We start from the raw sequence: 11,571 nt of genomic DNA on the forward strand, positions 1-11,571 counted from the left end.
GCCGTCCGGCCCGGGTCGGTGCGGACTCAGTCCTGCGCGGCGGCCAGCGTCTCGTGCAGCGCGTGGTACGCGGGCTTGCGCTCGTAGTCCTCCCACATCACGGTCGCCGCCCCCTGCGAGGAGAAGAAGCCCGGCACCCAGGAGTACTTGTCGTTGAAGCCCCAGATCGTGAACGAGTTGCAGTCCTCCACCGCGAGGCAGGCCTCGAGTACCCCCTGGTAGGTGGCCGCCTGCTGGGCCAGCTGTGCGTCCGTGGGCACCCCGTTCGCGGGGAGCGTGAACCGGACGTCGAGCTCGGTGATCGCGGTCTCGAGGCCCAGGTCGTCGAAGCGCTGCATGTTGGCCCGCAGGGTGCTCGGGAAGGGGTACTGCAGGTCCAGGTGGGCCTGGAACGCGAAGCCGTGCAGCGGAACCTTCTGAGCGAGCAGCTGCTTCGCCAGGTCGTAGTAGGCGGTGCTCTTCCTGTTCCAGTCCTCGACCGCGTAGTCGTTGAGGAAGAGCTTTGCCTGCGGGTCGGCCGCGTGGGCCCAGCGGAAGGCGTCGGCGATGATGCCCGGCCCGAGCTTCTCGATGAAGGGGTTGACGGCGTGCTCCGCCGAGCCGTCCCGGAGCCGCAGGCCGCCCTTGTCCCACTCGTCGGCGAAGATCTCGTTGGCGACGTCCCACTGCTGGATGCGGCCCGCGTAGCGGCCGACGACCGTCTCGATGTGGTCCTTGAGGACCGCGCGCAGCTCCGCGGGGTCCTCGATCGCGTGCACCCAGGCCGGCAGCTGGCTGTGCCACAGCAGCGTGTGGCCCCGGACCACCTGGCCGTTGGCCTCGGCGAAGTCGACGATGGCGTCGGCCGCGGCGAAGTTGTAGACGCCCCGCTCGGGGTGGATGAAGTCCCACTTCATCTGGTTCTCGGGCGAGACCGAGCTGAACTCGGCCGCCAGGAGCTTGCGGTACTTCTTGTCGTGCGTGAACGGGTCGGGGTAGCCGGCATCCAGGTGGTGACCGCCACCGGCGGCCGCCGTCCCGATGACCAGGTCGTCGGGGGCCACGGTCCGCAGGCCGTGCTTCTTGGCCTGCCCGTAGGACTGGTCCTCCTTCGCGTGGGCGGCGGGTTGCCCGTCCGGTCACCGGCGTTCGCGGTCAGCGTGGTGGCCCCGAGGACGGCGGGCAGCAGCGCCGCACCCACCGCGATCCGGACGAACGCCCGGGAGCCAGACCTGCCTGTGCGCATGTGCTGCACCTCTCGTCGAAACACTTCCGGAAGTTTCCGGAAAAGGTCTCGGCGAGGTTACGAAGTGACCTGGGACACCGTCAAGCCTCGCGCCTTCGGGGTGTCGCGGCCTTGGTGGAGGACCCATGCCACGGCGCCGCGGCTTAGGCTCACCGGCGCGAGGAGAGAGGGAGTCGGTGTCCGAGACGCACCAGCGCACGGTGACCATCGCGGCGATCGCCGCGGAGGCGGGCGTGTCCGTGCCCACGGTCAGCCGGGTCCTCAACGGGCGGTCCGACGTCGCGTCGCACACCCGCGAGAAGGTGGAGCAACTGCTGCGGGAGCACGGCTACCAACGCCGGGGCGGCCGGCCGCAGGCTCGCCTGATCGACCTGGTCTTCAACGACCTCGACAGCCCGTGGGCGGTCGAGATCATCCGCGGCGTCGAGGAAGCGGCGCACGCCGAGGGCGTGGGCACGGTCGTCTCGGCGATCCACCGCCGGGCCAGCCGCACACGCGAGTGGCTGGAGAACGTCGCGGCCCGGGCGAGCGACGGCGCCATCCTCGTGACGACCGACCTCGACCCGGCACTGCACTCCGAGCTGAGGAGCCTCCAGGTGCCCGCTGTGGTCATCGACCCGGCGGGTGTACCCAGCCTGGCCGTGCCGACGATCGGGGCGGCCAACTGGGCCGGTGGGATGAGCGCCACCGAGCACCTGACCGGCCTCGGGCACCGGCGCATCGGCCACGTCGCGGGCACCCCCGCGCTGCTGGCCAGCCGGGCCCGGCTCGACGGCTACCGTGCCGGCCTGGAGTCGGCCGGGCTGCCGTTCGATCGCGAGCTGGTCGTCGAGGGCGACTTCGGCTACGAGTCCGGGTGCCGCGCGGCGATGGGCATGCTGGAGCGGCCGGACCCGCCGACCGCGATCTTCGCCGCCAACGACCAGATGGCACTCGGCGTGTACGAGGCCGTGCGCCGCCGCGGGCTTCGGGTGCCCGAGGACGTGAGCGTCGTCGGTTTCGACGACCTGCCGGAAACGCGGTGGGCCACGCCGCCGATGACGACGGTCCGCCAGCCGCTGACCGAGATGGGCATGCTGGCGGCGCGCACGGTCCTCCGCCTGGTGCAGGGCCAGCTCGCGGAGAGCCCCCGCGTCGAGCTGTCCACCGAACTCGTCGTGCGCGACAGCACCGCTCCCCGCGGGCCGCCGACGGGACCTGACGTGCGGCACGGGCGCGACGAGCTGGTCGCCTGGTACCGCCGCTACAACGCCATCTGCAACCGGCACGCGTTCGACCAGCTCGGCCCGTTCCTGAAGGATGTCGTCCGGGTGAACGGCGCCGACCGGACCGCGCAGGGCTACATCGACGACCTGTTCGTGGTGACGAACGCCTTCCCGGACTACCGCTGGGAGATCCAGCGCATCCTCGTCGACGAGCCCTGGATCGCCCTGCACTTCGCCGACCGCGGCACCCACCTCGGGCCGTGGCGCGGCGTCCCGCCGACCGGGCGCGTGGTGACCACCGACGAGTTCGCCATGTACCGGCTGGAGCAGGGACGGATCGCCGAGGTGTGGGTCACCGCCGACAACGCCCGTCTGCCGCGCTGACACCGGTCGCGCTCAGGCCCCCGGGTCATTCGCCGAACGGTGGGATGCCCCGCCACTTGTCCCCGAGCTCGAAGCCGCAGTCATCCGCGGCAGCCACCACCCGTTGTTTGGCCGTACGGGTGAGCAGGTCGAACAACGCATCCGCGAAGGCGCGGCGAGCGACGGCCGGCTCCGAACCCAGGAGGACGGCGATGACCAGCTCTCTCTGGTAGTTCGAATTGCCGATGCTGCTCACCAAGGGGATCAGTCGCTCTGATCCGACGCCGGACTGCTGCAGCAGTGCGGCCACGTTTCTCAGGCGTACCGGCGTGAGGTTCGCCGCCGGCTCGCGCGCACGCTCGTGCAGCCGGAGCAGGTCCTCGACGTGACCCGTCTCGATCAGCGACCGGATAACGCTCTCGGGGACCGCGTTGGGGCTGGTGACCAGCCGGTGCATCAGTTCTCGTGTCTGCGCGGCCGCCTGTTCTGTCCGCGCCCGTCGGACGCGCTCGACGAGCCGCTCCGCCAACTCGTAGTTCTCGTCGCCGTGTTCGGCCACGGCGTCCAGGAAGGCGACCACGGAGGCGACGGAGTCCAGGTCGGCATCCTGGCTGCCCTGCATGGGCTGGAACACGGCATCTCGCGGCACGGCCAGTCGCAGGACGTACGTCGTCTTCTCGGCCGCCCAGAAGCACGCCCATTCCGCTGACATCCACGGCCGGTTGACGAACTGTGGCGTCAGGAGCGTGATCAGGGCGTCACAATCGGTGATCGCCTCTTTCATCCGCGGAAGCCAGTGGTCCCCCGGGCGGAGGTCGTCCGCATCGAGGAACGTTCTCCCCACTCCGGCGCGCCCGAGGACGTCCTTCATCACCTTGGCAACGGGAGTGTCGTATGCCGCGTGACTGATGAAGATCCGACGCGCGGCGCGAGGTGAGGTCACCTGCTCGTTCTACTGGGACCCGCTGCGGCCCGCAGGCGGCGGGCCGTTCTCCGGGCCGTCAGAGGCCGACGAGCTCCTGGAGCGCGCCGAGCTCCTCCTTGGTCAGCCGCCGGATCGACCCGGAGCGCATGCGCTGCAGGGATATCGGCCCCACCGCGGTGCGGGTGAGCCGCGAGACGGGCAGTCCCACGTGCGCCAGGAGGCGACGGACGATGTGCTTGCGGCCCTCGTGCAGGACGACCTCGACGACCGACTGGCCGGCATGGGTGTCGACGACCCGGAAGGAGTCGACCATGACCGGCCCGTCGTCGAGCTCGACCCCCGCCCGCAGCCGGCGGGACATGTCGCGGGGCACCGAGCCGCTCACCTGGGCCAGGTAGGTCTTGCGCACCTCGTAGCTCGGGTGCGCCAGGCGGTGCGCCAGCTCCCCGTCGTTGGTCAGCAGCAGCAGGCCCTCGGTGTCCTGGTCGAGGCGGCCGACGTGCACCAGCCCCTTGGCGAGGTCGCCCACCATGTCGCCCACCGTGGGCCGGGCCCGGTCGTCGCTCATCGCGGTGATGACGCCCGGGGGCTTGTTCATCGCGTAGGTGACCCGGTCGCCCCGGATCTCGATCCGGACGCCGTCGACGGCGATCTTGTCCCGCTCGGGGTCGACCCGCAGGCCCTGCACCGTCACCGGGCGCCCGTTCACACTGATCCGACCGGCCTCGATCATGTCCTCGCAGACGCGCCGTGACCCGACGCCCGCGCGTGCCAGCACCTTCTGCAGGCGCTCGCCCTGCCGGTCGTCGCCGTCGGCGTCGTCCCCCCGCTCACCCGGGTGCACCGGGGCGAGTTCCATGTCCTCCGACCACCCCTCGCCGGCGGCTGTGGTGGTCTCGTCGTCCGGTGTCGCGGTGCTCATCGCCGTCCAGTCTCCCACCCGGCCCGAGCGCGTCACTGGCCGAGCGCCCACCGGTCGGCTAGACAGACCGGATGACGGCCGACCCCGTGCCGGCGACCGGGCACGTCCCGTGGCGGCGCAGTGCCCTCTTCTTCGGCACGGTGGCCACGACCGCCTGGCTCGGCCTCGTGCTGCTGACGCTGGTGCACGGCACCGACGGGGCGCGCAGCTTCGCGGGAGCGGTGCTGGCCCTGGCCGGGCTGGTCCTCTCCTTCGTCACCACGGTCCTGCTGCGCAGGATGTGGTCCGGCGACGCCTACCGGGGTGCTCCGCGTCTGGGCCGCCTGCTGGCGGCCGCGTTCGAGATCCTCATCGCGCTGGCGATCATCCTGAGCGTCCTGCAGGGCGGCGTGGTCCAGGTGCTGCTCGCCTGGACGGCGGTGGTGTGCTTCCTCGCCGCGTTCGTCCTGGCCCTGCCCGCGCCGCCTCCCCCACGTCCGGGCGACGAGGACTGAGCTCTCGGCACGCGCACGGCTGTGCGAGGTCGGCGTCCACCGGGCAGCCTTCGCCCGGACCGACGCCGCGCCGACGCGGCCGACGGCCTTCGGCCCGACCTCCATCGCCGTCGGCGTCGCTCGCTGAGCGGGGTGGGTGTGACCGCCTCTGGGCGCGACCGCCCACGACCTCAGCTGTCGGGGTGCTCGTCGAGCATCGTCGCGGTCTCCGGCAGGAACGGCGCGAGCTCCGGCAGCTCCGCCAGGTCCGCCAGGCCCAGCCGCTCGAGGAACAGCGGCGTCGTCTCGTAGAGGCCTCCGCCGCTGTCGGGGTCGGTGCCCACCTCGTGCACCAGGCCACGGGTGATCAGCGTGCGCATGACACCGTCGACTCCGACGCCGCGGATCGCGGAGACGCGGGCCCGGGTCACCGGCTGGCGGTAGGCGATCACCGCGAGGGTCTCCAGCGCCGCCTGGGTGAGCCGGCTCTTCTGCCCGTCGACGAGGTAGCGCTCGACGACCGGCGCGTGCTCCTCCCGGGTGTAGAGGCGCCACCCCTCCCCCACTCGGCGCAGGGTCAGCCCGGACCTGCGCTCGTCGTAGCCGGCGGCGAGCTCGGCCAGCCCCTCGGCCACCTGCTCGGTCGGGCAGCGCAGCGCTCCGGCCAGCGTCTGCTCGTCGACCGGGTCGTCCATGACGAACAGCAGCGCTTCGAGGCCGCCCAGCAGCTCGACGGGAGCGAGCAGCCGCAGCAGCTCCTCGGCGGCCTCCTCCTCGGGAGGCGGCTCACCGACGGGGACGTCGGCCGGCGTGGGGTCCTGAGGCGGCTCGACGGCCGGCTCCGCCGGGACGGGCGGGACATGCACCTCCTCGACCGGACGCTCGGCCACCCGGGCGGCGAGCTCCTGGGCGACGGCGTCCCAGGTGCCCGGGTCGTCCTCGCCCCGGCGCCCGGCCTCCTCCCGGGTTGCGGCCAGCTCCGCGGCCAGGGCGTCCCAGCTGAACGGGGCCGGCTCGACCTCCGGTCGCTCTCGCTCGTTCACGAGTACTCCTCGTCGAGATGGTCGGGGTCGGGGCCGTCGTCCGGGGGCGGGGTCAGCGTGCCCCCGGTCCACCGGACGTGCAGCTCCCCCAGCGGCGTGAGCTGCTCGAACGCGACCCGCTGCTGGCGGTACAGCTCGAGCAGGGCGAGGAACCGGCCCACCACCTCGAGGGTGTGCGCGCAGTCGGACGTCAGGGCCCGGAAAGTCGCCGTCCCCGAGCGGAGCAAGTGGTTGCGGACGACGAGCAGCTGCTCGGCGACGGAGACCGCCGGCGCGTGCAGGTGCGAGACGCTGACCACTTCGGGCGCCTTGGGCGCGAGCGCCCGGGCGGCGAGCGTGGCGAACTCCTCCGGGGTGAGGTCGAGGTGCACCTCGGGGACCAGGTCGGCGAACCGCGGTTCGAGGGCGGCGTGCCGGGGGAAGCGCAGGGCCGCGTCGGCCTCCCGCTCGCGCAGGAACGCCGCGGCCTGCTTGTAGGCCTTGTACTGCAGCAGCCGGGCGAAGAGCAGGTCGCGCGCCTCGAGGAGCTCGAGGTCGTCCTCGTCGTCGACCTCGGCGGCCGGCAGCAGCCGGGCCGCCTTGAGGTCGAGCAACGTCGAGGCGACGACCAGGAACTCGCTGGCCTGGTCGAGGTCGAGCTGGTCGCCCAGCGCCCGCAGGTGGGCGATGAACTCGTCGGTGACCTTCGACAGCGCGATCTCGGTGACGTCGAGCTTGTGCTTGCCGATCAGCTGGAGCAACAGGTCGAACGGGCCCTCGAAGTTGGTCAGCTTGACCGTGAACCGCGACGGCGCGGCCCCGGGGGCCGAAGCCTCCGCTGCCGCGCCGGTGTCGCCCTCCACGGACGCCGAGCCTATGCGCCTGCGCTACTGGTTTCCCTGGAGCCGGCGCACCAGGACCGAGTTCTCGCCGCGCTCGTCGAGGTCGGCGAGCAGGACCGAGATGGCCTCGCGCACGATGCGGCCGCGGTCGGCGGCGACGCCGTGCTTGCCACGCAGGGTCAGCCGCGCCGTCTCCAGCGCCAGGAGCTCGTCGGCCGAGATGTAGACGGTGATCTTCTCGTCGTGCTTCGTCCGCTCCTTGTTCCGCGCCGGCCGGCCGCGGGTCGGGACCGACGGCTGGAGGGTCGGCTGCGGCGCCACCGGGACGGCCGGCTGCTGCACGGTGCGGAACGACGCCAGCTCGTCGGCCCCGCCCGGGACCAGCGTCAGCGGTGGGTTCTCCCCGCCTCGTCGGCCCGGCGGGTGGCGGACCCGCGCAGCGCGGGGGAGCTCGTCGTGGTGCCGAGGTTGGGCAGCTCGGTCACCTCGGGCACCGAGTCGTTGGCGTCGGTGCGCCGGAACAGCTCCGAGGCGCCGGGGAGCACAGGCCTGCGAGTCACAGGGCCAGCACCTCCTTGGCGAGGTCGCGGTACGCCGAGGCACCCGACGACGTGGGAGCCCACGTGGTGATCGGCTGCCCGGCCACCGTGGTCTCCGGGAAGCGCACCGTGCGCTGGATGACGGTCTGGAACACCGTGTCGTCGAAGGCCTCCACGACGCGGCTGAAGACCTCGCGGCAGTGCACGGTCCGCGAGTCGTACATCGTCGCGAGGATCCCGGAGATCTCCAGCGACGGGTTCAGCCGCTCCTTGACCTTGTCGATCGTGTCGACGAGCAGGGCCACGCCGCGGAGCGAGAAGAACTCGCACTCCAGCGGGATGATCACGCCCTGGGCGGCGGTCAGCGCGTTGACCGTGAGCAGGCCGAGGGACGGCTGGCAGTCGATGAGGATGTAGTCGTAGTCGTCGCGGACGTCGGCCAGCACCCGCAGCAGCGTCTGCTCGCGGGCCACCTCGCTGACCAGCTGCACCTCGGCGGCGGACAGGTCGATGTTGCTGGGCACCAGGTCCAGGCCGTTGATGTCGGTCTTGACGATGACGTCGGCCAGCGTCGTCCGCCGCTCCATGAGGGCGTTGTAGATCGTGCGGTCCATGCTCTGGGCGGGCACGCCGAGGCCGACCGAGAGGGCGCCCTGCGGATCGAGGTCGATCAGCAGGACCCGCCGGCCGTACTCGACCAGCGCCGCACCCAGGTTGATCGTGGACGTCGTCTTGCCGACGCCGCCCTTCTGGTTGCACATCGCGATGATGCGGGCGGGACCGTGCTCCGTGAGGGGCTTGGGGTCGGGCAGGGGACGCTGCCGCGCACGCGCGGGGTCCTGCTGCTTCGACGCCGCCCCCATCTCGGGGCCGCTGTCCTGCGGGCGCGCGACGGCAGAGGCCGCGTCCGCTCGGGTAGCCATGGGTCTTGTTGCCTCCACCTCGTGCCCGATCCCGGTCGGTTCCGGTCGCGGTCAGCCGTCCTGCCCGCTCGGGTGTCGCCGACGCTAGGGAGTGGAGGAGAGCTTCCCAAGGAGGCACGCCGCGTGTCGTGTCGACATGGCGACGTGTGCCAACGAGCACCCGGCCTTGAGCCGAAACCGACGGTGAATCGTGCCAAGAACCCGGTCGGTCGTGTGTCAGCTGCGGGCCCTCGGATGGCTGGTCGCGTAGACCTCGCGCAGCCGGTCGACCGTGACCAGCGTGTAGACCTGCGTGGTCGTCACCGAGGCGTGCCCGAGCAGCTCCTGCACCACCCGGACGTCGGCTCCGCCGTCGAGCAGGTGGGTGGCGAACGAGTGCCGCAGCGTGTGCGGCGAGATCTCCGCCTCCAGGCCGGCGCGCTCGGCGGCCGAGCGCAGGATCGCCCACGCGCTCTGCCGCGAGAGCGCGCCACCCCGCACGTTGAGGAACAGCGCGCCGCCACGGACCCCGCCCTTGCCGCTCGCCGCCAGCCCCGGCCGGGCCCGCACGAGGTACTCCTCGACCGCGCGCAGCGCGTAGCTGCCGACCGGGACGACGCGTTCCTTGCCGCCCTTGCCGGCCAGTCGCACGGCTGCCTGCCCCCGTTCGAGGTCGTCCACCGCCAGGCCGACCGCCTCGGAGATGCGGGCGCCGGTGCCGTAGAGCAGCTCCAGCAGCGCCCGGTCGCGCAGGCCTCGTGGTCCCTCCACCGACCCGGCGGCCTCGATCAGCGCCACGACCGACTCGACCGGGATCGCCTTCGGCAGCCGCCGGGCCGGCGTCGGCGGCTTCACCTCGTGCGCCACGTCGTCGGGCACCAGGCCGTCGAGCAGGGCGAACCGGTGCAGCCCGCGGACGGCGACCACCGCCCGCGCGGCCGAGGTCGCCGACAGCGGAGGGTGGTCCACATCCCCCACCCGGCCCCCTGGCGCAGTGCGCTCAGGAACCCGGAGACGTCGGACTCGGCCACCTCCCGCAGGTCCCGCACGCCGGCCGCGGTCAGGTAGTCGGTGTAGCGACGGAGGTCCCGCCGGTACGAGGCGATCGTGTTGGCCGCGAGCCCGCGCTCGACGGTCAGGTGGTCCAGGTAGCCGGTGACGACCCGCTCCGGGGCCGGGCCCGCGGCCTGATCAGTGGCGAGCGTCAGGGCAGGACCTCCTGGAGCGGGGCGGCGGCCATCGCGTGCGCCTCGGCCACCTCGGGCAGCACGACCTGACCGGCGACGACGTTGACGCCGTGCGCGAGCGCCGGGTTGCCGTGCACGGCCGCCGCGGTGCCCTCGTTGGCCAGGGCCATCACGTAGGGCAGCGTCACGTTCGTCAGAGCGTGGGTGGAGGTGTTCGGCACCGCGCCGGGCATGTTGGCCACGCAGTAGAACACCGACTCGTGCACCCGGTAGGTCGGGTCGTCGTGCGTGGTCGGGCGGGTGTCCTCGAAGCAGCCGCCCTGGTCGACGGCGATGTCGACCAGCACCGACCCCGGCTTCATCCGGGACACCAGCTCGTTGCTGACCAGCATGGGCGCCTTGGCCCCCGGCACGAGCACCGCCCCGATGACCAGGTCGGCGTCCAGGACGGCCCGCTCGACCTCGTAGGCGTTGGACGCCACGGTCTGCAGGTGGCCCTGGTAGATCTTGTCCGCGGCCCGCAGCTTGTCGATGTCCCGGTCGAGGACGACGACCTCCGCCTGCATGCCGAGCGCGATCGCCGCGGCGTTCATGCCCGAGACGCCGGCACCGATCACGACGACCTTGCCGGCGTAGACGCCCGAGACCCCGCCGAGCAGCACACCGCGGCCGCCGTGTGCCCGCTCGAGGCTGTGCGCCCCCACCTGGGGGGCCATCCGGCCGGCGACCTCCGACATCGGGGCCAGCAGCGGCAGGGCGCCGTCGGCGGTCTGCACCGTCTCGTAGGCGATGGCCGTCGTGCCGGAGGCGACCAGCGCGTCGGTGCACTCCCGGGACGCCGCGAGGTGCAGGTAGGTGAACAGCGTCTGGTCGGCGCGCAGCCGGTGGTACTCCTCGGCGATCGGCTCCTTGACCTTGAGCAGCAGGTCGGCGTCGGCCCACACGTCGTCGGCCGACTTCACGATCGCCGCGCCGGCAGTGGTGAAGTCGTCGTCGGGGATGGAGGACCCCTCGCCGGCGCCCTGCTCGACGAGCACCTCGTGCCCGGCGCGCACCAGCTCGGTCACCCCGGCGGGGGTGAGCGCCACCCGGTACTCACGGTTCTTGACCTCTCGGGGAACCCCGACCCGCATCTCATCCGCTCCTGGTCTCGGCAGGACCGCCCCCCGAGGGTGGCGAGGAGTGCCCACCGCGTCGTGGGCCGCCCGGTCGGGGCGGGCCTCGGCCGGAGTGTAGGCACGGCCACAGTCGCTCCGCGTGCACCGCAGGCGGTTCGTCATCCTCCGGGGGCGGACGCGCCGGTGGCGCCGGAGGATGCAGCGATGCAGCTCTACGCCCAGGACCCCGTTCTGCGGACCCGCCAGCTCGCCGCCGATCTCGGGATGCTCGCCTGGCTGGTGCTGTGGGTGGTCGTGGCTCGGATCGTGCACGGCGCCGTGCAGGTGCTCGCCGAGCCGGGTCGCGCCGTCGAGGACCTCGGACGGTCGCTCGCCGGGAGCATGGCCTCCGCCGCGGGTGCCGCCGGGGACGTCCCGCTGGTCGGTGACGAGCTGGCCACGCCGTTCGAGGCGCTGTCCGACGCCGGCGGCTCGGTCAGCGGAGCGGGGCAGTCGGCGCAGGACGCCGTCGGCACGCTGGCCCTGGTGCTGGCCGCCGTCCTGGTCGTCCTGCCGGTCGGCTGGCTGCTGCTGCGCTGGCTGCCGTGGCGGCTGCGCTACGCACGGGAGGCGGGGGCGGCGCGGCGGCTGCTCGTGGGTCGGCCGGACCTGCACCTGCTCGCCGCGCGTGCGGTGGCCACCGCGCCCCTCCCCCGGCTCGCCGCGCTGCCCGCGGGCACCGGCGCGGCGTGGCAGGCCGGCGATCCCGTGGCCGTGCGAGCTCTGGCAGCGCTGGAGCTCGACCGGCTCGGCCTGCGCCTGCCCCCCGGGTGACGTGCAGGAGCGGCCACCCGTCAGGGCGCCCGCGC

At 72.8% G+C, this 11,571-nt stretch carries 14 protein-coding genes; 3 read left to right on the plus strand and 11 right to left on the minus strand.

The window, feature by feature from the left end:
* Positions 1-26: 26 nt before the first annotated feature.
* Positions 27-1,043 (minus strand): endo-1,4-beta-xylanase, encoded by a 1,017-nt coding sequence (locus MVA48_RS04480; protein ID WP_246986255.1) that lies wholly within the window; start codon positions 1,041-1,043, stop codon positions 27-29.
* A 358-nt stretch (positions 1,044-1,401) separates the two neighbouring features.
* On the opposite strand from MVA48_RS04480, the gene MVA48_RS04485 reads away from it, so the two are divergent.
* Entirely contained in the window at positions 1,402-2,814 is a 1,413-nt protein-coding gene (locus MVA48_RS04485; protein WP_246986257.1) for a substrate-binding domain-containing protein, read from the plus strand.
* A 25-nt stretch (positions 2,815-2,839) separates the two neighbouring features.
* Here MVA48_RS04485 and MVA48_RS04490 read toward each other — a convergent pair whose 3' ends face one another.
* Together MVA48_RS04490 and MVA48_RS04495 are read right to left on the minus strand one after the other, a co-directional pair.
* Positions 2,840-3,736 carry a toll/interleukin-1 receptor domain-containing protein gene (locus tag MVA48_RS04490; protein ID WP_246986259.1) on the minus strand — a complete coding sequence of 299 codons (897 nt, stop codon included), beginning with the start codon at positions 3,734-3,736 and terminating at the stop codon, positions 2,840-2,842.
* Positions 3,737-3,794: 58 nt separating this feature from the next.
* Positions 3,795-4,640 carry a pseudouridine synthase gene (locus tag MVA48_RS04495; RefSeq protein ID WP_246986262.1) on the minus strand — a complete coding sequence of 282 codons (846 nt, stop codon included), beginning with the start codon at positions 4,638-4,640 and terminating at the stop codon, positions 3,795-3,797.
* Between the two features lie 71 nt (positions 4,641-4,711).
* Between MVA48_RS04495 and MVA48_RS04500 the strand changes: the two genes are divergently transcribed.
* Positions 4,712-5,134 carry a hypothetical protein gene (locus tag MVA48_RS04500; RefSeq protein WP_246986265.1) on the plus strand — a complete coding sequence of 141 codons (423 nt, stop codon included), beginning with the start codon at positions 4,712-4,714 and terminating at the stop codon, positions 5,132-5,134.
* A gap of 170 nt (positions 5,135-5,304) precedes the next feature.
* Here MVA48_RS04500 and scpB read toward each other — a convergent pair whose 3' ends face one another.
* The 8 genes from scpB to ald all read right to left on the minus strand — a co-directional run bounded on the left by scpB (position 5,305) and on the right by ald (position 10,738).
* Positions 5,305-6,156 (minus strand): SMC-Scp complex subunit ScpB, encoded by an 852-nt coding sequence (gene scpB, locus MVA48_RS04505; protein WP_246986267.1) that lies wholly within the window; start codon positions 6,154-6,156, stop codon positions 5,305-5,307.
* Positions 6,153-6,998 (minus strand): segregation and condensation protein A, encoded by an 846-nt coding sequence (locus MVA48_RS04510; protein ID WP_246986269.1) that lies wholly within the window; start codon positions 6,996-6,998, stop codon positions 6,153-6,155. Before MVA48_RS04510 ends, scpB begins: the two co-directional genes overlap by 4 nt.
* A 24-nt stretch (positions 6,999-7,022) precedes the next feature.
* The gene (locus MVA48_RS04515; RefSeq protein WP_246986271.1) at positions 7,023-7,319 is read right to left on the minus strand and encodes a hypothetical protein; all 297 of its coding nucleotides are present in this window, start codon (positions 7,317-7,319) and stop codon (positions 7,023-7,025) included.
* Positions 7,320-7,363: 44 nt separating this feature from the next.
* Entirely contained in the window at positions 7,364-7,537 is a 174-nt protein-coding gene (locus tag MVA48_RS04520) for a hypothetical protein (RefSeq protein ID WP_246986273.1), read from the minus strand.
* Positions 7,534-8,439: a ParA family protein gene (locus tag MVA48_RS04525; protein ID WP_305852288.1), complete on the minus strand. Its 906-nt coding sequence runs from the start codon at positions 8,437-8,439 to the stop codon at positions 7,534-7,536. The genes MVA48_RS04520 and MVA48_RS04525 overlap by 4 nt, the downstream gene beginning before the upstream one ends.
* A 216-nt stretch (positions 8,440-8,655) precedes the next feature.
* Positions 8,656-9,387: a site-specific tyrosine recombinase XerD gene (locus tag MVA48_RS04530; RefSeq protein ID WP_246986275.1), complete on the minus strand. Its 732-nt coding sequence runs from the start codon at positions 9,385-9,387 to the stop codon at positions 8,656-8,658.
* On the minus strand, positions 9,270-9,626 hold the full coding sequence (locus MVA48_RS04535) for a site-specific integrase (RefSeq protein WP_246989079.1): 357 nt from the start codon (positions 9,624-9,626) through the stop codon (positions 9,270-9,272). Before MVA48_RS04535 ends, MVA48_RS04530 begins: the two co-directional genes overlap by 118 nt.
* The gene (gene ald, locus MVA48_RS04540) at positions 9,623-10,738 is read right to left on the minus strand and encodes an alanine dehydrogenase (RefSeq protein WP_246986277.1); all 1,116 of its coding nucleotides are present in this window, start codon (positions 10,736-10,738) and stop codon (positions 9,623-9,625) included. Before ald ends, MVA48_RS04535 begins: the two co-directional genes overlap by 4 nt.
* 189 nt (positions 10,739-10,927) lie before the next feature.
* On the opposite strand from ald, the gene MVA48_RS04545 reads away from it, so the two are divergent.
* Positions 10,928-11,536 (plus strand): hypothetical protein, encoded by a 609-nt coding sequence (locus tag MVA48_RS04545; RefSeq protein WP_246986279.1) that lies wholly within the window; start codon positions 10,928-10,930, stop codon positions 11,534-11,536.
* The last annotated feature ends 35 nt before the right edge of the window (positions 11,537-11,571 follow it).

The sequence above is a fragment of the Blastococcus sp. PRF04-17 genome, assembly GCF_023016265.1.
Lineage (GTDB): Bacteria > Actinomycetota > Actinomycetes > Mycobacteriales > Geodermatophilaceae > Blastococcus_B.

Excerpts from the sequence above, each read along its gene's own strand:
- MVA48_RS04495 (WP_246986262.1), bottom strand. The coding sequence starts at position 4,640 with ATGAGCACCGCGACACCGGACGACGAGACCACCACAGCCGCCGGCGAG.
- MVA48_RS04500 (WP_246986265.1), top strand. The coding sequence starts at position 4,712 with ATGACGGCCGACCCCGTGCCGGCGACCGGGCACGTCCCGTGGCGGCGC.
- MVA48_RS04525 (WP_305852288.1), bottom strand. The coding sequence starts at position 8,439 with ATGGCTACCCGAGCGGACGCGGCCTCTGCCGTCGCGCGCCCGCAGGAC.
- ald (WP_246986277.1), bottom strand. The coding sequence starts at position 10,738 with ATGCGGGTCGGGGTTCCCCGAGAGGTCAAGAACCGTGAGTACCGGGTG.
- MVA48_RS04545 (WP_246986279.1), top strand. The coding sequence starts at position 10,928 with ATGCAGCTCTACGCCCAGGACCCCGTTCTGCGGACCCGCCAGCTCGCC.